The 17,899-nt window shown below is 55.0% G+C and carries 19 protein-coding genes, 1 other RNA gene and 1 CRISPR repeat array (1 of these 21 cut by a window edge); of the genes, 10 read left to right on the forward strand and 10 right to left on the reverse strand.

Annotated features, from left to right (window positions below):
- Nucleotides 1-6 precede the first annotated feature (6 nt).
- A complete protein-coding gene (locus tag NBE99_RS05635; RefSeq protein WP_250683502.1) occupies nt 7-2,295 on the forward strand; it encodes a ComEC/Rec2 family competence protein in 2,289 nt (762 codons plus the stop codon).
- Here NBE99_RS05635 and NBE99_RS05640 read toward each other — a convergent pair.
- From NBE99_RS05640 to NBE99_RS05650, 3 genes are read right to left on the reverse strand one after another with little or no spacing between them, the layout of a single operon-like run.
- The gene (locus NBE99_RS05640) at nt 2,292-3,530 is read right to left on the reverse strand and encodes a GTPase family protein (RefSeq protein WP_250683503.1); all 1,239 of its coding nucleotides are present in this window, start codon (nt 3,528-3,530) and stop codon (nt 2,292-2,294) included. The genes NBE99_RS05635 and NBE99_RS05640 overlap by 4 nt on opposite strands.
- Nucleotides 3,469-3,750: a DUF2973 domain-containing protein gene (locus NBE99_RS05645; RefSeq protein WP_250683504.1), complete on the reverse strand. Its 282-nt coding sequence runs from the start codon at nt 3,748-3,750 to the stop codon at nt 3,469-3,471. Before NBE99_RS05645 ends, NBE99_RS05640 begins: the two co-directional genes overlap by 62 nt.
- 36 nt (nt 3,751-3,786) lie before the next feature.
- Nucleotides 3,787-4,110, reverse strand: a complete 324-nt coding sequence (locus NBE99_RS05650; protein ID WP_250683505.1) for a DUF2605 domain-containing protein — start codon at nt 4,108-4,110, stop codon at nt 3,787-3,789.
- Between the two features lie 635 nt (nt 4,111-4,745).
- Between NBE99_RS05650 and NBE99_RS05660 the strand changes: the two genes are divergently transcribed.
- Complete coding sequence (locus tag NBE99_RS05660) at nt 4,746-5,195, forward strand: nucleoside deaminase (RefSeq protein WP_250683506.1); 450 nt, start codon at nt 4,746-4,748, stop codon at nt 5,193-5,195.
- 6 nt (nt 5,196-5,201) lie between these two features.
- Here NBE99_RS05660 and alr read toward each other — a convergent pair whose 3' ends face one another.
- Nucleotides 5,202-6,353 carry an alanine racemase gene (gene alr, locus NBE99_RS05665; protein WP_250683507.1) on the reverse strand — a complete coding sequence of 384 codons (1,152 nt, stop codon included), beginning with the start codon at nt 6,351-6,353 and terminating at the stop codon, nt 5,202-5,204.
- 309 nt (nt 6,354-6,662) lie between these two features.
- Between alr and murI the strand changes: the two genes are divergently transcribed.
- Nucleotides 6,663-7,556 carry a glutamate racemase gene (gene murI, locus NBE99_RS05670; RefSeq protein WP_250683508.1) on the forward strand — a complete coding sequence of 298 codons (894 nt, stop codon included), beginning with the start codon at nt 6,663-6,665 and terminating at the stop codon, nt 7,554-7,556.
- A gap of 88 nt (nt 7,557-7,644) precedes the next feature.
- Nucleotides 7,645-8,367, forward strand: a complete 723-nt coding sequence (locus tag NBE99_RS05675; protein ID WP_250683509.1) for a Bax inhibitor-1 family protein — start codon at nt 7,645-7,647, stop codon at nt 8,365-8,367.
- On the opposite strand, the gene aroC is transcribed toward NBE99_RS05675, so the two are convergent.
- The 6 genes from aroC to rimI form a co-directional block, all read right to left on the reverse strand.
- Complete coding sequence (gene aroC / locus NBE99_RS05680; RefSeq protein ID WP_250683510.1) at nt 8,364-9,455, reverse strand: chorismate synthase; 1,092 nt, start codon at nt 9,453-9,455, stop codon at nt 8,364-8,366. The genes NBE99_RS05675 and aroC overlap by 4 nt on opposite strands.
- A 15-nt stretch (nt 9,456-9,470) precedes the next feature.
- The gene (locus tag NBE99_RS05685; RefSeq protein ID WP_250683511.1) at nt 9,471-9,809 is read right to left on the reverse strand and encodes an iron-sulfur cluster assembly accessory protein; all 339 of its coding nucleotides are present in this window, start codon (nt 9,807-9,809) and stop codon (nt 9,471-9,473) included.
- An 11-nt stretch (nt 9,810-9,820) separates the two neighbouring features.
- On the reverse strand, nt 9,821-10,759 hold the full coding sequence (locus tag NBE99_RS05690; RefSeq protein ID WP_250683512.1) for a TIGR01777 family oxidoreductase: 939 nt from the start codon (nt 10,757-10,759) through the stop codon (nt 9,821-9,823).
- 9 nt (nt 10,760-10,768) lie between these two features.
- Complete coding sequence (locus NBE99_RS05695; RefSeq protein ID WP_250683513.1) at nt 10,769-11,209, reverse strand: hemin-degrading factor; 441 nt, start codon at nt 11,207-11,209, stop codon at nt 10,769-10,771.
- Between the two features lie 78 nt (nt 11,210-11,287).
- Complete coding sequence (locus tag NBE99_RS05700; RefSeq protein ID WP_250683514.1) at nt 11,288-12,463, reverse strand: transaldolase; 1,176 nt, start codon at nt 12,461-12,463, stop codon at nt 11,288-11,290.
- Nucleotides 12,464-12,548: 85 nt separating this feature from the next.
- Complete coding sequence (gene rimI / locus NBE99_RS05705; protein WP_250683515.1) at nt 12,549-13,091, reverse strand: ribosomal protein S18-alanine N-acetyltransferase; 543 nt, start codon at nt 13,089-13,091, stop codon at nt 12,549-12,551.
- A gap of 61 nt (nt 13,092-13,152) precedes the next feature.
- On the opposite strand from rimI, the gene NBE99_RS05710 reads away from it, so the two are divergent.
- From NBE99_RS05710 to ald, 6 genes are all read left to right on the forward strand, one after another.
- Nucleotides 13,153-13,530 carry a DUF2996 domain-containing protein gene (locus tag NBE99_RS05710; protein ID WP_250683516.1) on the forward strand — a complete coding sequence of 126 codons (378 nt, stop codon included), beginning with the start codon at nt 13,153-13,155 and terminating at the stop codon, nt 13,528-13,530.
- A 7-nt stretch (nt 13,531-13,537) separates the two neighbouring features.
- A complete protein-coding gene (locus NBE99_RS05715; protein WP_250683517.1) occupies nt 13,538-14,014 on the forward strand; it encodes a peroxiredoxin in 477 nt (158 codons plus the stop codon).
- Between the two features lie 100 nt (nt 14,015-14,114).
- Nucleotides 14,115-14,843, forward strand: coding sequence for a DUF928 domain-containing protein (locus NBE99_RS05720; RefSeq protein ID WP_250683518.1), 729 nt, complete (start codon nt 14,115-14,117; stop codon nt 14,841-14,843).
- 7 nt (nt 14,844-14,850) lie between these two features.
- Nucleotides 14,851-15,215: RNase P RNA component class A (gene rnpB, locus NBE99_RS05725), an RNA gene on the forward strand.
- Between the two features lie 78 nt (nt 15,216-15,293).
- Nucleotides 15,294-16,148: a prephenate dehydratase gene (pheA, locus tag NBE99_RS05730; protein ID WP_250683519.1), complete on the forward strand. Its 855-nt coding sequence runs from the start codon at nt 15,294-15,296 to the stop codon at nt 16,146-16,148.
- 7 nt (nt 16,149-16,155) lie between these two features.
- Nucleotides 16,156-17,247, forward strand: a complete 1,092-nt coding sequence (gene ald / locus NBE99_RS05735) for an alanine dehydrogenase (protein ID WP_250683520.1) — start codon at nt 16,156-16,158, stop codon at nt 17,245-17,247.
- Nucleotides 17,248-17,506: 259 nt separating this feature from the next.
- Nucleotides 17,507-17,899: a CRISPR direct-repeat array (repeat unit 36 nt; unit sequence ATGCTGAGACCTGTTCTCAGTAGATTGAATGGAAAC); it runs 1,278 nt beyond the window's last position.

The following is a 17,899-nucleotide window of genomic DNA, read 5'->3' on the forward strand; positions in this document are numbered from 1 at the left end:
AAGGCTATGTTCAGCACCATTACCAAGGCGGAGGTAATTCTCTGGGCGATCGCCTTTATTACGGGGTGTATTTTCAGTCTCTTTCAGTGGGGCTGGCTGGGGGTCTTGGCTCTCGGAGGGATGCTCTACGGGGGGCGGCGCTGGGGCGGTAAGGTTTGGCTGCGACTGCCTGCGAGTCAAAGTTTCGCGATCGCCACCGTGGTTGCCCTCTTGGCAATCGCCTATGTGTGGCTGCGCACGCCTCAGCCGGAGGTGAATGACATCAGCAGTTTAGTGCCGCGGCTTCAGGCTTTGAACCTACCGTCCACCGTCCTTGTCGAAGGCCGAGTTGAAACCACCCCCCTGCCCAACCGCACAGGACGACTCCGCTTTTTCCTAGGGGTGGAGCGCTATCAAAATCTCAGTCAGGTACCTGCCCAAAGTGGGGTTCTGCAGGGGAGAGCAAGTGGCCGCCTCTATGTGACACTGCCGGCAGAGGAAGGGGCAAAGCTGCATCCTAGTCAACGGGTTCGGATTGCGGGACGGCTCTATCTTCCCCGCGCTGGAGGCAGTGAATTTTTTCGTGCCTTTAACTTTCGGCGGCAGTTGCAGTTGCAGCACACCTTTGCAGGTTTGGCAGCCAATAAGATCACGGTTTTGGATCAAGGGTCGCCTTGGGGGTTGTGGGCACTGCGGCAGCGGATTGTCCAAGTTCATGCCCAAGGTTTGGGCGATCGCTATGGTGCTGTCGTCTCGGCAATGGTGTTGGGCAACCGTGCGGTGGCCATTCCCTTTGAGGTGCGCGATAGCTTTCGGCGGGTCGGGCTATCCCATGCCTTGGCGGCCTCAGGGTTCCACACAGCCATTCTTTTGGCCGTTGTTCTGACGCTGACACGTCCCTTGCCGCAGCAGTGGCGCTATGGTTTGGGGGCTGGCGTCTTGGTGCTCTTTGCCTGTTTAAGTGGGTTTGCGCCCTCAGCGATTCGCGCTGTGCTGATGGGCTTGGCGGGGTTAGTGGCTTTAGTGCATGGCCAAAAGGGTCAACCTCTTGGGATCCTGCTGGCGATCGCCACTGCCATGCTGATTTACAACCCCCTGTGGATTGAGGACATTGGCTTTCAGTTAAGCTTCTTAGCCACATTGGGTCTAATTGTCAGTGCCCAACCGATAAGCGATCGCCTCGATTGGCTGCCGACGCCCCTGCGCAACCCCGTCGCTGTACCCTTGGCGGCCACCCTCTGGGTTCTTCCCCTCTCCTTGGCGATCTTTGGCATTTTTCCCGTGTATGGTCTATTCGCCAATGTTGTTGCCAATCTGCCCCTTGTTCTGTTGACGGTTGGCGGCTTCATCAGTGCAATGGTCGGTCTCCTCATTCCCCCTGTGGGATCCGCTCTTGCTTGGCTCCTCTACTATTCCACGGCCTTCCTCCTGTGGCTGATTCAAACCATCGGTCAGTGGCCGGGAGCCACGATCTCCCTTGGGAGTTTGGGCTGGCTTCAAGTCGTCGTTCTCTATAGCCTGATTGTCCTTGTGTGGCTAAGTCCTCGCTGGCGGCGGCGCTGGTTTTTGCTCTTTACCTTTGGTGTCACTCTTGTCCTTGTGCCCTTTATTCTGCGCCAAAACACGCTGTTTCAAGCCACCGTTCTCGCCAATACCCAGGTTCCCACACTGGTGATTCAGCAACCCGCAGGTACGGTGGTGATCAATGGGGGGGATTCCCAAGGGCTAACGGCTTTCTTGGCTCAAGAGGGCATTAACCGCATTGATTGGGCGGTGGCCAGCGATCGCCAGTACCCTCAACAACAGGGCTGGCCTGAGATTCACGGGATGACACCCATTCGCCAATTGACAGATGTGCCGACGGCCAAGAGTGACCCTGCCTACCGTGAAATGCTGACCACCCTCAAGGTGCCCCATCAATCGCTACCTCTGCAACAGCCTGTTCAACTGGGTCAAGTGAAAATTAGGGTGTTGCGCGCGGATCCAGCAATTTTGGAATTGCAGATGGGCAGCGGTCGCTGGCTCTTTGTCAGTGATCCAAGTCGCGATGCTGCTCAAACGGATTGGTTGGCCGTGACGCCCGTGGAGCCGCCGCAGGTGCTCTGGTGGTGGGGAAGAAAGTTAACCCCCCGCCTGTTTGAGATTGTCAAGCCGCGCAGCGTCATTCTGAGTCGCCACACCCTTGATCCAGCGATCGCTCGCTATCTGAAGCAACAGCAAATTCCCTATTTTGTGGTCGGGGAAGTGGGTGAAGTGCGCTGGCAGGCCGATGGCTCCCTGAAGGCCAATGCCCCTCAAAACGATAGCTTGATTTAGGACTCACTTTGTCGCAATCGCAAGTGCGCTGTTACCAATGTTTCCTGTAGCACCTGCTGGATGCGCTGCGGATCGGGGGTTTTGCCCCCCATCAAGTCGCCAAAATAGACACAGGCGGCTTCCCCCAAGGCCCAAGTATAGGCTGCCGCCCAAGAAGCAGAAAGCACCGACCCTAAACCCGGAATAAATTTAATCAACTGTTGCCCCACCAGGCGCGCCACAAATCCACCGCCAATTGTGGTCAAGATGCCCCCGGCTTGGGAAGGCGACAGGGTTTGACCATACAACTGTCCCAACAGTACCACCATCACCACCTGCACAGCGACTAGGAGCGGCATTGTGGCAAAGGGCAACGGTACTGCTGCCAAGGTTCCCGCCATCACTGCAAAGGGGGCAATGTAGCGTCGTCCCACTTGGCGATAGAGAGGAGCCAGTTGATCACTGAGGTTCGATTGTGCGATTAGCTCGCGGAGCAGTTGGGCTTCAGCTTTGGGCAGCACCGCCTCTAGGGTTTCCGCAAGGGCATCAAATCCATAGAAAACAGGGGTGTAGCCGTCTTCCTCCAATGTAAAGTCAAGGGGAATGACGCGATCGCTAATGTCAGCAAAGCGCTCCTTATGGCTCGCGATCGCCAAGTTGACCTCTGGAATGTCTGGCGGGTAGGGAGGATGATTCTCTTGGTTGGGGGGATACAGCTCGTGCAGACAGGTAATGGCCAAAATAAAGGGAATCGCTGGATGAGCTTTCTTCAGTGCCTTTGCCACTTGATGCAGGCGATCGCCCGCAAAATCCGTTACCTTGACCGTCAAAATAATCACCCGTGCCCGTTGACTTTGCTGCAACAGGTGATCCAATTCCGCCACCACCTCAGCTGTTTGCGCTGGCGTTTCCCCTAGGCCGACTGTATCTGTAAACATGAGCATCGGTAGTTCGGCAGTGGGATAGTCATAGCGCTGGGTTTGCCGCGTATGGGGACGAAACCCCGCCCCGACAATACTGGCATCGGCACCCGTCATTGCCCGCACAACCGAACTTTTCCCCGATTGGGGTTTGCCAATCAGCAAGACCTCCGTTGCCGGTAACTCCTGCCGTGCCCTAGCCAAGACCTCCGCCAACGCCGTTGTATCCACCTGAAACCAGCGGCTGAGGAACTGCCCATAGGAGCCGAAAAACCTAGGCTTGGGTATCTCCACGGTAGTCGTCGCCGTAGCTGGGGGATTCGCGGTAGATTGCATCCAGTTGGGCACGGGCATCCTCCACACTGAGGGAACGCATCACCAACAGGGGTTCATCAATGACGTGACCCTCGCTGTCTAGCAGTTCCGGATGGGTCACCCGTTGCGGCGAAAATTGCCGTTGCGATTCGATACCAAGGGTCAACAAACTGCGAATGAGATTGGCCATCGCCAATAGTGCCAAGACCGTAAAAGCAACAATATAGATCAACTGCAACATGAAGAGAGCACCTCCGAGCCAAGCGCCGAGAATGGTTTAAGCGTCACAAGATTTAGATAGGCGATAGTGGTGGGCAACCTGCCAGCACTCCATCAACAGCGTATGCCACTGCATCAACACCTGTGTATCAACGCCCACTTGGCCATCCGTTGCCCGAAACAGGCTTTGGGTGGCAACGACATCGTTGAGGGCAGTCTCCACCCGTTCAAGGAGGGCTCGCTGTTCCACCACGCTCAAGAAGGGAATCACTTCTGTCTGCAAGAGCGATCGCGATCGCGTGAACCAGTACTGAAAATCTTCGAGTAGCGGTTCCAGCAAGACCTTAAGCAGTTGAGGTTCAGGTAAATTTGAGTGCAGCATAGGGGTTAATGAGGGCGACCTACTTCTATCTTAAATCTTAAACTCGTTTACATATCGTTACATTTTTAATCTTTGACTGCATCTTTCCTCGGCCAAGGCAAACGCATACTGGAAAAGTAAGCCAATCGTTGGTGGGAATGCCACCATGCCTCTGCCCGCCTGCTCGACCATCAACTCCTTGACATCATTGCTCTAACCATCTGTACCATCCTCTGTGGTGCAGAGACTTTGGGGGCAAGCCGTGGCTCAACTGCGAGAAGGAGAAGTCATTGCCATCGATAGCAAGACCCTGCGGCACTCTTACGAGCAAGGCGGAAAACGAGGAGCAATTCACAGGGTCAGTGCTTCGGCCAGTCAGCACGTCGGTGTTCTGGACACGCACCAACTATCGAGCGACGCTACTCTCTGCTGAGTCTTGACGGTGGGGTAGAGCGGTTTGCGCAGGTGGTGCGTTGGGGGATTGAAAACCAAGGGCATTGGGTGCTGAATGTGGCTTTTGGGGAGGATGACTGCCTTGCTCGCCTCCTTGCTACTGCCTGAGTATGCGTTTGCCCTGCTTGAATCATATTAAAACTAGACACCCGTTCAAAAAAAAGATGTTTACTAGGAATGAACATTTGCTCAGGCAGACAACCATGGATGAATTTATGGCAGCGGCGATCGCCGAAGCAGAGCAAGGACTCAGAGAAGGTGGCATTCCCATTGGCTCAGTCTTGGTGCGCAATGGTCAAATCATTGGTCGTGGTCACAACCAGCGGGTGCAGCGGGGCAGTCCGATTCTGCATGCGGAGATTGACTGTCTGGCTAATGCGGGTCGCATCGGTTGCTATGATGATACGGTGCTGTACTCAACCCTGATGCCCTGTTATCTCTGTGCCGGTGCGGTGGTACAGTTTGGCATCAAAAAAGTGATTGCTGGTGAATCCCAGACCTTTGCCGGCGCGCGGGAGTTTATGGAAGCCCACGGGGTTGAAGTCATTGACTTGAATTTGCAGCGATGCCAGCAGTTGATGCAGGACTTTATTGCGCAGCATCCCCAGCTCTGGTTTGAGGACATCGGTGAACTTGCCCCTGAAGGAGAGTAGCAAAATTTAGGACACGGGAATACGCGGCAAGCGGTTCTTGAAGCCGCAGAGAATTTCCCAAGTAATTGTGCCTAGGGCGTCCGCCCAAGTCTCCACGGTTAGGCAGTCCTCGCCATCTTCGCCTAGGAGCGTGACGACATCCCCCTCTTGCAAGCCATCAATGTCACTCACATCAATCATCAGTTGATCCATCGTAATTGCCCCCACTTGGCGCACCCGTTTTCCCTGGACTAGGACTTCGAGCTTGTTGGAAAGAAGGCGCGGCACCCCATCGGCGTAACCAATGCCAACAACGGCAATTTTCATCGGTTTCGGGGCAATGAATTGGTGGCCATAGCTAATGCCCGTATGGGCGGGAATCTCCTTCAAAAGGGTAATGCGCGATCGCACCTGCATGACTGGTCGCAGCGGCACCACATCTCGTAAATGGGGGGCAGGATACACGCCGTAGAGACTCAAACCAATCCGCACCATGTCATAGTGGCTACTGCGATTGGCCAAGGTGGCTGCTGAATTGGCCATGTGACGGCGCACAGCGCCTAAACCTAGGGCTGAAATTTGTTCCCACACCTGCTCAAAATAGGCCTGCTGCTGCCGCATCAAAGTGGAGTCAGGGTCATCGGCACTGGCAAAGTGGGAGTAAATGCCTTGGATGCGCAGGTGGGGTAACCGCTGCACAAATTGCACAAAACCCACCGCATCCTGCCACGGACAGCCCAAGCGAGACATGCCCGTATCAATCATCAAATGCACATCAAGGGGTTCCCGCAGATGATCGGCGTAGTCGGAGAAAATGAGTGCCTGCTTAGGGGTTGAGAGGGTAGGCTGGAGTTGCCACTCGGCCATCATCTGTACCTGCACGGGCAAGTTGACCGATCCCAAGACCAAAATTGGTGCTGTCATCCCCGCCTGCCGTAGAGCAATCCCTTCGGGAATGGTGGCTACCCCCAACCAAGTGGCTCCATGGGCTAAAACCGTCTGTGCTACCGTGACCGCGCCATGACCATAGGCATCTGCTTTCACCACGGCTAAGAGTTCCGTTGTCGGTGCCAGCCACTGGCGGAGATGTTGGGTGTTGGCTGCCAAGGCGGCCAAATCAATTTCGATCCACGCGCGCTCACACTCATGGGAACTGGTGAGCTGTTCCTGACTGAGCATTGTTTTTCCTATCCTCACACCATAATTCCCTAGTAGGGGGTGACCAACCCTACAGCCACTGACGGTCTGTGATTCAATGTATAGCACTCTATGTTCAGTCTTAGCGTCAATCATTCGGTTCTTAGCAAAACCTGCTAGAGTGGCACTACAGCTCTTTTCTAAGACCTAGGGCCTATCAAGGGGATGCCTTGTGGCTCTCACGGTTTTTGAGCGTGTTCCATCTCCGTAAAAAGGGCGGTAGATTGGCTGTGGTTGCCCTCTGTCTGAACGGGGCAATGTCATTTTTGTTGGTGTGAGGTCGAGGTTCGAGTGGACAACTGGCACAAGACATCCCTAGGGCTAAATCCTCTGGGAGCGATTGGCGTGTTTGACAGTGGGGTGGGGGGCTTAACGGTTTTACAGGCACTCCAAAGCCTTTTACCCCAAGAATCGTTTCTCTACTTTGGTGATACGGCACGGTTGCCCTATGGAACTCGCCGCCGCAGTGAAATTCTCCAATATGTGCGGGAGATTCTAACGTGGATGCATTCCCAAGGCGTCAAGATGGCGGTGATGGCCTGCAACACCAGTTCAGCCCTTGCCCTGGCACAGGTGCGTAGTGAGTTTCCCTTTCCGATCCTTGGCTTGATTGTCCCCGCTGCCAAGATGGCGGTCACTCTAGGAGAGCGCATTGGTGTCATTGCTACCCCCGCAACGGTTAAAAGCGGTGCCTATGCACGGGCACTTCAGGAACTCTCACCCACAGTGGCGATCGCCCAAGTGGCTTGCCCTGAGTTTGTCCCCCTTGTGGAAAGTAACTGCTTAGAGGGCGATCGTGTCCATCGCATTGTTCGTCAGACCCTAAAACCTCTAGTTGACTTTGACCCCGATACCCTCATTTATGGTTGCACCCATTACCCCCACCTGCGCCATGTGATTGAACAGTATTTGCCCGCAACGGTTCATCACCTTGATCCTGCCCATGCCGTTGCCCGTGCAACAGTGCGCAAACTAGAGGCCATGAATTTAGCGACTCCCTGCCCCCAAGGCCAAGTGCAATTTTATGTCAGCGGCATACCCGAACAATTTGCCCAATTAGCGAGCCAGTGGCTGGGATACTATCCAACAGTGGAGCATCTCCCCTTGAGCCTCTTGACCCAGTTCTATCCGCCATTAGAGATAACCGCCCCCCATCCAGAAGTGCCGATTGTTGTTGCCAGCTAGGTGCTCTTGGGAATTTTGGCACAATGGAACTATGCCAGAAGTATGCTATCTGGCTGTGTTGTCTATTCACCACCCTTGGAGGATTCCCGTGAGTAGTACCAGTAATTTTCAAGAGGCGATTCGTGAGGCGCGCAGTAGTGCGATTGTCGGCGGCAATGTGATTCGCAATGCCTTGCCCTTTGTCGGGGGGGGACTCATCCTCACTGCCATCGGTAGCTGGGGTGGTCTTGGGATAATCAGCGCTGCGCCTCAGCTGTTCATGCCCACGTTTATCGTGGCGATTATTGCGGAGCTGGTGCTCTTTTTCGTGGCTCAGGGAGCGGCTAACAAAGGGAATAATGGGCTGGCACTGCCCCTGTTGGCCACCTACAGTTTGCTGTCGGGCTACACGCTCTCCGGGTTGATTGCCCTCGCCCTCAGTAAGGTGGGCATTATGGGAATTATCATTGCCGCTGCTGGTTGTGGCATCACATTTATGGCCGCCAGTCCGATTGGCTCTAATCTCTCGGAGCGCGACGGCTTTGCCCTTGCCAAGACGGTACAACTAGGGATTATTGCCCTGCTGGTGGTGCTGGTTCTCCAGTTAGTCTTCAGCTTCTTTGGTGTCTTTACACCCACGTTTCTGGAAATTGCGATTTCTGGCATCGGTGTCGTGCTCTTTGTGGGGGCTGCGGTGGTGGACTTCTTTGTCCTGCCGCGGACATACCGCGATGATCAGTATCTCGCTGCTGCCCTTTCGATGTACCTCACCTACATCAACCTATTCATCTTTATCCTGCGGTTGCTCATTGCTCTCAATCGCAGTCGCTAAAACAGCAGGTGACATTGGGCATGATCCCGTAAGAGGTGGTCGCAGAGAACTAGAGCCACCATTGCTTCGACCATCGGCACTGCCCGTGGTAGCACACAGGGATCATGCCGCCCTTTGGCTGCAAGGATGGTTTCCTCGCCAGCTTGATTAACGGTTTTTTGCGGTTGACCAAGGGTTGCGGTCGGCTTAAAGGCGACCCGCAGGATAATGTTTTCACCATTGGAAATCCCCCCCTGAACACCGCCAGAGCGGTTGGTACGGGTACGAATTCGCCCCTGTGCATCGGTATAAAACTCATCGTTGTGCTCTTTGCCAGTGAGCAGGGTACCGGCAAACCCAGAGCCAATTTCAAAGCCCTTACTGGCGGGCAGCGACATCACGCCCTTGGCGAGATCGGCTTCCAGTTTGTCAAAAACGGGTGACCCCAAGCCCACAGGCACATTGCGAACCACGCACTCAATGACGCCACCAATGGAGTTGGCCTGCCGCCGAATCTCATCCACAAGGGCAATCATCTTTTCGGCAGTGGTGGCGTCAGGACAGCGCATGATGTTGGCTTCCACCGCAGCCGCTTCTACGGTGTCGGGATCAACTACGGCTTCAATGTCCTTGACCCGCTTGACGTAGGCAATGATTTCAGTACCCGCTACCTGAGTCAGAATTTTGCGGGCGATCGCCCCCGCTGCAACCCGCCCAATCGTTTCCCGTGCCGAGGAACGCCCACCCCCTTGCCAGTTACGAATTCCATATTTGCCCTCATACGTGGCATCCGCATGGGAGGGACGATAGACCTGTGCCATTTCGGCATAATCTTCAGGACGGGTATCCTTGTTGCGCACCAGAATGGCAATGGGCGTACCGAGAGTTTTGCCCTCAAAGACCCCGGAGAGAATTTCACAGCGATCGCTCTCTTGGCGAGGTGTGGTTAAACGACTTTGGCCGGGGCGGCGGCGATCCAGTTCCTTTTGAATATCGGCTTCCGATAGCTCCAGACGGGGAGGGCATCCATCCACAACCACCCCCACACCGCCCCCGTGGGACTCCCCAAAGGTGGTGACACGAAACAGATGCCCAAACGTATTGCCCATAACGATTCCTGAAACCTACGATCCGCTCACCCGAAAGGCCATGCCACAGCCACAGGTTTGACTGGCATTGGGGTTGTGGAAGCGAAAGGCACCCCCCATCAAATCCTCGATGTAATCCACCCGCAAGCCCCGCAAAAGATCAGCTGCTTCAGCGGCGATCGCGATCGTCCAGCCTTGGGACTGAGTGAGCACATCCGTCGGCTCAGGTTCAGCCACAAGGGCAAGATCATAGCGCCAGTCACTGCAATCACTGGGTTGCACCTGAATCCGCAGAATGGTTGCTTGGCCTCGACTGACGCCGTGGGCTTGGAGACGTTCCAACTCTTGAATGGCTGCGGGGGTCAATTCCACCATTTTGCACAAAACTAACGGGAACCATTAGTATATCGTGGTTTGAGGAGCTTAGTTAGAGCCGCCTTGGCGTTGGCATAGTCAAATTGAAAGCCCGTAGCCAGCGTCCGCTCCGGCAACACTCGCTGACCCTTGAGAACGACATCGGCGCCCTCCCCAAGCAGGAGTTGGAGGACGGGAGCCGGCACAGGCAACCACGAGGGGCGTTGCATCACCTCTCCTAATACACGGCAAAAGTCCGCCATCGTCAGTGGCTCCGGGGCGGTGGCATTGTAAACCCCCTGCATTCCCGCTTGATCCACTGCGGCCAGAATCAGGCGCACTAAGTCCTGCTGATGGATCCACGAAAACCACTGCTGACCCGATCCAAGGGGACCCCCTAGATATAACTGAAAGGGCAGTAGGAGCTTGGCCAGTGCCCCCTGCTCGCCGAGGACAATGCCAAAACGGAGAATCACTAACCGCACCCCCAAGTCTGTCACCCCTTGGGCAGCCGCTTCCCAGTCCACACAGACCTTGGCGAGAAAATCATTTCCCGCTGCATGGGTTTCGACAAATGTTTCTGTATCACTGGTGCCGTAGTAACCAATGGCAGAGGTGGAGACTAACACCTGCGGTCGCTGTTGACATTGGGCGATCGCCTGCACCAACTGCTGTGTCCCCACCACGCGACTATCGTAAATCTCTTGCTTGCGCTGAGCCGTCCAACGGCCATTGGCTAGGGGTTCACCCGCTAGGTTAATCACGGCATCCGCCCCCTCAAGGGCAGCAAACCAGTCCCCAGCGGCTTTGGGGGTGTAGCCCACCCATTCAACCTGGGGAATGCCAGCGAATTGTTTGGCCGCTTTCGCAGGGGAGCGTACCAAGGCAACCACGTGATCACCGCGATCGCTGAGGGCTTTGACCACGTGTTGGCCAACAAATCCTGTGGCACCGCTAACAACGACTCTCATAGGTGGGGATCAATGGGATACACTGGACGTTGCAGCCTCAAGGGATTCGACAAGGGGTTGCCACTCTGTACCGTAGCGCTCCCGTAGGGCTTGCCAAGCAGCCACCTGACCCTCTGCATATTCACCGGGTTTGCCCCACTGCAAAAAAGCACTGAGGACAGATTTTTCGTTGTCATCAAGAAAGCGAATGGCATAGGTGGGGAAGTTGCCCCGCTTGGCTTGCCCCTCCTCGAAGCGAATTTTGGCCACCTGATCCATATTCAGGTGAAACTCAAAGTCCTCCGTGTGCATGTTGGCATAGCGCCCCTTGGGCAGTTCAGCATAGAAGACCTTGGCGAGGGGCGATCGCACCTCCAAAACTGCAACATCGTTGGTGACGACAAGGCGCAGTAGCCCCAATTGCTCACAATCTTTGAGAAATTGCTGAAAGGAGGGAGAGGTATCGGACATGGTTGGTGCATCAGCTATGAACGCTTCTTCCACTGTGACGCACAGGGGATGCCGATGCAAGCCTGCCAAGATGGCTCTCTATTTCGCCTTAGCCAAGTGCAGGACAACTCCCAAACCCGCGCCCATATCCTCTGGCGTGACTTTACCATCGTGGTTGGCGTCAAGGGCATCAAAGACCGCATCGGTTCCCAGCCACTCTTCGCGGGTGATAATGCCATCGCCATCGAGGTCATAGACATGGAAGAGTTCTTCCGCTGCATGGGTGAGGGTTTCTGCCCCTTCAAGGCGCGCCAGTCGCTGCGTCAAGAGATCCTCAAGGGTCTCCAGTGCCTTGGTGAAGCCCTTAATGCCCTCATCCAGTTTTTCACTGGCCATCTCATCAGCCGCGTGCATCTTGCGGAAGGTGGCCTCATCCATCGGGATTTTTTCAATGTCAAGGGTGGCAGCGATCGCCGGATCCAGTTTGCGTTTTAGTTCGCCCGTCGTATTTTGTAGCTCTTGCAGCAGTGCCGGCGAAATGGTGAGCAGATCGCAGCCTGCGAGTTCAATGATTTCGCCAATATTGCGGAAGCTGGCGCCCATCACTTCGGTGGGATAGCCAAATTTCTTGTAGTAGTTATAGATTTTGGTGACGGAAATCACCCCCGGATCCTCAGACCCCGGATACTCGGCACGACCGGTTTTTTTCTTGTACCAGTCAAGGATACGACCCACAAAGGGAGAAATCAGGGTCACACCCGCCTCAGCGCAGGCGATCGCCTGATGCAGGCCAAACAGCAGCGTGAGATTACAGTGAATGCCCTCTTTTTCAAGAATTTCAGCAGCGCGAATCCCCTCCCATGTCGAGGCAATTTTAATGAGCACGCGATCGCGCCCCACGCCAGCGGCTTCGTACTGGGCAATCAAATCCCGCGCCTTTTGGACTGTGGCTGCCGTATCGTAGGACAGCCGTGCATCCACTTCCGTTGAGACCCGACCGGGAATAATCTGCAAAATTTTCAGGCCAAAGGCCACCGCCAAGCGATCCACAGCGAGGGAGACAATCTCACGCGAAGTCGCACCAGACCCCAAATCAGCTTTGGCCTTGAGCAGGGTTTCATCCACAATGGGCTGGTACTCTTTCATTTGGGCGGCAGCCGTAATCAACGAGGGATTGGTGGTGGCATCACGGGGGGTAAATTTTTTGATGGCGAGGATGTCTCCCGTATCGGCGACCACGACTGTCATTTGTCGCAACTGTTCCAGCAAGTTCATGAGACAGGTCTCCCAAACGTGTCCCTTTCATTATCGTTCGCCCGGGGAAAGCAGCGTAACAAAGCGCAATATCAAAGCCCAGTCTCTAGGTGCGATCCGTCACTGACCACCCCTGAGCCTCGACCCGCGATCGCCAGTGCTGCCATTGTTGCTGTAGCTCCCGACCCGTTGCCGGCGTATTCAGGTGATTGCGCCAAAGGATCAGCGCGTCTTCGGGGGGGTTCTCGTAGTAGTGGGAACGCCGTCCCACCAGTTCAAAGCCAAAGTGCTGATAGAGCCGTTGCGCGGCTTCGTTGCTGGCCCGTACTTCCAACGTTGCCCACTGGCGATCGCCCCTCTGATGCCCCAGTTGCAAGAGCCGACACAGGAGCACCCCCGCCAAGCCCTGCCGCCGGTACTGCGGATGCACCATCAACAGCACAAGGTGCAATTCATCAGCAATCCCCCAGCTGACACCACAACCGCAAATCTGATCCGGTGTGGCCACCACCAAGAGGGTGTGGTGCGGATTCTCCAACTCACGGGCATAGCTTTGGTGTGACCAAAAGCCCCCCAGACACACCTGATCCAGTTGAACGATGCTATCTAGATCCTTAATCGTTAGGCGTCGTAATTCTAATTGCCCCATGGCCGTTGCCTGCAAGGGAGAGTGCTATCATGCAGAGGAAATGGTACCGTGTAGCAGTGCTATGGCAGAAGAGACGCCCACCCAAGCCCCCAAAAAAGAAAAACCCCCGGCCATTGAGGATAAACCCTTTGCTGAGTTTATCAACGAGGCTTTTTTACCTGCTCTCCAGAACGCCCTCAGCGCCAAAGTGGGGGATGTGAGTCTGCGCCTAGAGGAGAATACCGTGATTGGTGAGTGGGGCAAGGGAATGTATCAGTTTCGCCTCTACTTCCTAGAGGGGGATATCCAAGGGCCGAAGGCCTTTGTCTGTAGTAGCGGCGGTATTGTGCCGAGTACCATTGAGCCATTTTTGGGGGATGAGCGCAAAGTGACGCTGGATCTGCTGGTCTTTGGCGTGATGCAGCGCCTGAATGGCCAAAAGTGGTTGGGAGGCAATTAGAAAGCGTATGGGCACCGCCATTCAAGTGGGCGATCGCGCCCCTGATTTTGAACTGACCGCCGCCGATGGCCGCAGGGTCAAGCTCTCTGATTTTCAGGGGAAAAAGAACGTGGTTCTCTACTTTTACCCCGCTTCAGAAACCCCCGGCTGCACCATTCAAGCCTGTGCCTTTCGTGATGCCTACAGCATCTTCCAAGAACTTGGTGCCGAAGTCATTGGCATTAGTGGTGACCCCGTGGAGCGACAGCAGGGCTTCCAAAAAAATCACCAACTCCCCTTTCTCATCCTCAGTGATCCCGGCAATAAAGTGCGCCAGCAGTACGGGGCAGCTACCCTGTTTGGCCTCTTCCCCGGACGGGTCACCTATGTCATTGATAAAGCGGGGGTGGTACGCTACGTCTTTGACTCCATGCTCAATTTCAAAGCCCACGTGGACGAAGCGCTCAAAATTCTGCGGCAGTTGGCCAATGCTGCTGCCTCATAGGGAGGGGGCGATCGCGATCACAGCTCAGTCGTAAGCTAGTTCACTGTTCAAGACTGCCCCATCGGACTATGGTGGAGCCAGCATTTTTAGGAGTTTGGCCATGCGTCGCCTTGTTGCCCTTGTGCCCACCGTCACTCTTTGTCTGTGCTCCGTTGGCATCGCCCATTTGAGTCTGGCTCAAGGGGGAGCAGCAGTGCTTGCCCAAAGCACGAGTTTTGCCGCCCGCCTGCGCGCTAACCTGCCCGAGCGCGGCGTTCCCGGCAGTCGTTTTGGGGGTGCCACTCGCGGCGCTTGTGTCACAGGTAATCAGCGGTTAACGGCTCTTGTGCCCTCGACTAACGTGGGTCAAACGACCTTGGCGGCGCCGACTCTCTTTGTTTTTGTTCCTCCCAGCAAGGCTCGCCAAGGGGAACTGGTCATCACAGATGCTCAGGATCAGCCATTGGCAACAATGGTGGTGGATTTGCCCGCTGAACTGGGAGTTATGGCGCTGAAGCCCAAGGTGCAGCTTCAACCCGGTCAAGACTACCGCTGGACATTCACGTTGCTGTGCGGTGCCGATGCCGATGATCCGTCCGCCTTTATCTCTGTCAGTGGGGTTGTTTCGCGGGTGCAGCCAAGCACAGATTTGGCCAAAAAACTTCAGGGCAAGAGTGTTGGCGATCGCCTTGGCGCTGCGGTTGATGCCGGTCTTTGGTATGAAACCTTGGCGATTTTGGCGGAGCTACAGCGGGATCAAACCACACGGGAGATGGCTCGTCGTGAATGGGTAGCGGTGCTCTCGGCTGTTGGTCTCGATGGTCTTGCCCAAGCGCCCCTAGTACAATAAAACTGAATGAGTTAGCGCGGTGGTTGCGGGAGTGAACTGCTCCTGAGGAAAGTCCGGGCTTCCGAAAGACCAAGCTTGCTGGGTAACGCCCAGTGCGGGTGACCGCGAGGAAAGTGCCACAGAAATAAACCGCCGATGGAGGGCAACCTCACAGGCAAGGGTGCAACGGTGCGGTAAGAGCGCACCAGCAACATCGAGAGGTGTTGGCTCGGTAAACCCCGGCTGGAAGCAAGGCGTGCTAGCGCTAAGGAACCAAGGTTGGTCTTTTCCCCAGTTCTTTGCTAGCCAGAGCCGCTAGAGGCACTTGGTAACAAGTGTCCCAGAGAGATAACCACCCTTTGAACAGAACCCGGCTTACGTCTAACTCATTCATTTTTTTTATGATTTTTAGAAGTGACGTGTGAGTAACGTGCCCTTGACCCTTTGCCGCCTGTGTACTGAAGCTCGTCTATGGTGAGGCTGGGTTACCTTGGCCCAGTGGGCACCTACAGCGAAGAAGCCGCCCAAAGCTACGCCCAATGGCAGCAACAACAGGGAGCCTGCCTTCGCTTGATTCCTATGGTCACGATCGCCAGCTGTCTGGAGGCCTTGGCGGCGGGAGAGTTAGATTTAGCCCTAGTGCCCAGTGAAAACTCCGTTGAGGGCAGTGTTAACATCACCTTGGATTCTCTGTGGCGACTAGATACCCTCCACATTCAGCACGCCTTTATTCGCCCCATTGTCCACGCTTTTATTGCTCAGACAAGGGATCTAGCCCAAATTCAAGCTGTCTATTCCCATCCCCAAGCCCTTGGGCAGTGCCAGCGTTGGCTACAACAATTTCTCCCCCATGCTCGCCAGTGTCCAGTGGCTTCAACCGCCGAGGGCTTGCAATATGCGGCTCAATCGGATCAAGCGGGGGCAATCGCCTCCATTCGGGCGGCGCAGTTGCATCAATTGCCCATTGTGGCCACGGAGATTCAGGATATTCCGGACAATTGCACCCGTTTTTGGGTGGTGAGTCGCCAACAGGGGGAAGGCTGGCCGCAAGCGGGAGATACCCACACCTCGATTGCCTTTAGTCTCAAGGCCAATGCCCCCGGTGCGCTGCTGAAAGTGCTGCAACTGTTTAGCGATCGCCAGATTAACCTCAGTCGCATTGAATCGCGTCCCAGCAAACGTGCCCTAGGAGACTATTTATTTTTTGTGGATCTAGAGGTGAATCATCGGCCTAAGGTAGTTGTAGATTGTCTGTTGGCGCTCAAGGAGACCACAGATGTGCTGAAAGTGTTTGGTAGTTATCGATTCCTCGACCTCGGAGAATAGGTTGGTCATGCGCATTGGTGTCCCCAAGGAAATCAAGGATCAAGAATTTCGCGTCGGTCTCACCCCAGCGGGAGTCCAGAGTCTGCGGGAGCGGGGTCATGAGGTCATCATTGAAAGTGGCGCCGGGGTTGGTTCGGGCTTCCTCGATGAGGCCTATGTGGCAGCAGGGGCGCAAATTGTGGCTACGGCCCAAGCGGCGTGGGATGCTGAACTGGTCATCAAAGTCAAGGAACCTTTGCCCTCAGAATATCGTTACCTGCGTTCTGGCCAAATCCTCTTTACCTACCTCCATCTCGCCGCTAGTCGAGAGCTGACGGTGGCGCTTCTGCAATCGGGCACGACCGCGATCGCCTACGAAAGTGTCGAAGAAACCCACCATCATCAACGCAGTTTCCCGCTGCTGACCCCCATGAGCATGATTGCTGGTCGCTTGGCAGTGCAGTTTGGTGCCCGCTTTCTAGAGCATACTCAAGGGGGGCGGGGGGTGCTCCTCAGTGGCCTGCCGGGGGTGCGGCCAGGGCGGGTTGTCATTCTGGGTGGCGGTGTTGTGGGGACAGAGGCAGCACGCATGGCTGTTGGCTTGGGGGCACAGGTGAGCATTCTTGACATTAATTTGGAGCGTCTAAAGTACCTTGAAACCCTCTTTGGTGCACGGGTGGAGTACCTCTACAGCAGTTCTCATCTCATTGCCGAGCTACTGCCCCAAGCCGATTTGGTGATTGGTGCTGTTCTTGTGCCGGGTCAACGTCCTCCTTGTCTTGTGCCCAAGTCGCTGGTGCAAAGGATGCGCCCCGGAGCCGTGATTATTGATGTGGCTGTGGATCAAGGGGGCTGTGTGGAAACCCTGCGACCCACTACCCATTCCAACCCCACCTACACGGTTTTTGGCGTCGTGCACTATGGCGTTCCCAATATGCCGGGAGCCGTGCCTTGGACAGCAACCCAAGCCCTAACGAACAGTACCTTGCCCTATATTCTCTGCCTCGCCGATCATGGCGATCGCGCTCTCGAACTTTCCCCTGCCCTTGCCAAAGGTCTAGTGGTCAAGCAGCACTATTTAGTCCATCCCGATGTCCGGGTTGTCTTTCCCGATCTTTAGGCGGAGGATCAAGCACCTCTGGACAAAAATATCCTCCCATCTCAGCAATTTTGCCAAAGCCAGATGCAGTGAGGTTTTGAGGAATTTCTAACAGATTTGGAGGTGCTTGAATTTTCCTGAAAGTCGCCTCTGGAGGGCATTTGGCATCTCCACCAATCAGAGATCCAAAAATTTTACCGCAACAAATAAATCAAACTCAGTAGGTGCTTGAAAATGATCTGTGCTATAGTAGTCAGGGACAGCTTCCTAGGGGGGCGGTATGCTGAGACCTGTTCTCAGTAGATTGAATGGAAACGAGTTATGCTGCCTGGCTTCGCTAATACCATACCATGCTGAGACCTGTTCTCAGTAGATTGAATGGAAACTTCGAATTGTAATAATCCTCAAAACGTCCCTCCCATGCTGAGACCTGTTCTCAGTAGATTGAATGGAAACGTTATCGCTTACTTACCTTTGGCCCCAAATTGGAGGATGCTGAGACCTGTTCTCAGTAGATTGAATGGAAACGGGCCCCAGGGGACTTTGGGTGAGAGAGACTGATAGGGATGCTGAGACCTGTTCTCAGTAGATTGAATGGAAACCGTCAAACGGGATTCAAGAAATCTCGACAACTCCGCTATGCTGAGACCTGTTCTCAGTAGATTGAATGGAA

Origin of the sequence: Thermosynechococcus sp. HN-54 (genome assembly GCF_023650955.1) — a bacterium.
GTDB lineage: Bacteria > Cyanobacteriota > Cyanobacteriia > Thermosynechococcales > Thermosynechococcaceae > Thermosynechococcus.

Coding starts and splice junctions, on each gene's coding strand:
- NBE99_RS05635 (WP_250683502.1), top strand. CDS start 7: ATGTTCAGCACCATTACCAAGGCGGAGGTAATTCTCTGGGCGATCGCC.
- NBE99_RS05640 (WP_250683503.1), bottom strand. CDS start 3,530: ATGCAATCTACCGCGAATCCCCCAGCTACGGCGACGACTACCGTGGAG.
- NBE99_RS05645 (WP_250683504.1), bottom strand. CDS start 3,750: ATGTTGCAGTTGATCTATATTGTTGCTTTTACGGTCTTGGCACTATTG.
- NBE99_RS05650 (WP_250683505.1), bottom strand. CDS start 4,110: ATGCTGCACTCAAATTTACCTGAACCTCAACTGCTTAAGGTCTTGCTG.
- NBE99_RS05660 (WP_250683506.1), top strand. CDS start 4,746: ATGGATGAATTTATGGCAGCGGCGATCGCCGAAGCAGAGCAAGGACTC.
- alr (WP_250683507.1), bottom strand. CDS start 6,353: ATGCTCAGTCAGGAACAGCTCACCAGTTCCCATGAGTGTGAGCGCGCG.
- aroC (WP_250683510.1), bottom strand. CDS start 9,455: ATGGGCAATACGTTTGGGCATCTGTTTCGTGTCACCACCTTTGGGGAG.
- NBE99_RS05685 (WP_250683511.1), bottom strand. CDS start 9,809: ATGGTGGAATTGACCCCCGCAGCCATTCAAGAGTTGGAACGTCTCCAA.
- NBE99_RS05690 (WP_250683512.1), bottom strand. CDS start 10,759: ATGAGAGTCGTTGTTAGCGGTGCCACAGGATTTGTTGGCCAACACGTG.
- NBE99_RS05695 (WP_250683513.1), bottom strand. CDS start 11,209: ATGTCCGATACCTCTCCCTCCTTTCAGCAATTTCTCAAAGATTGTGAG.
- NBE99_RS05700 (WP_250683514.1), bottom strand. CDS start 12,463: ATGAACTTGCTGGAACAGTTGCGACAAATGACAGTCGTGGTCGCCGAT.
- rimI (WP_250683515.1), bottom strand. CDS start 13,091: ATGGGGCAATTAGAATTACGACGCCTAACGATTAAGGATCTAGATAGC.
- NBE99_RS05710 (WP_250683516.1), top strand. CDS start 13,153: ATGGCAGAAGAGACGCCCACCCAAGCCCCCAAAAAAGAAAAACCCCCG.
- NBE99_RS05715 (WP_250683517.1), top strand. CDS start 13,538: ATGGGCACCGCCATTCAAGTGGGCGATCGCGCCCCTGATTTTGAACTG.
- NBE99_RS05720 (WP_250683518.1), top strand. CDS start 14,115: ATGCGTCGCCTTGTTGCCCTTGTGCCCACCGTCACTCTTTGTCTGTGC.
- pheA (WP_250683519.1), top strand. CDS start 15,294: ATGGTGAGGCTGGGTTACCTTGGCCCAGTGGGCACCTACAGCGAAGAA.
- ald (WP_250683520.1), top strand. CDS start 16,156: ATGCGCATTGGTGTCCCCAAGGAAATCAAGGATCAAGAATTTCGCGTC.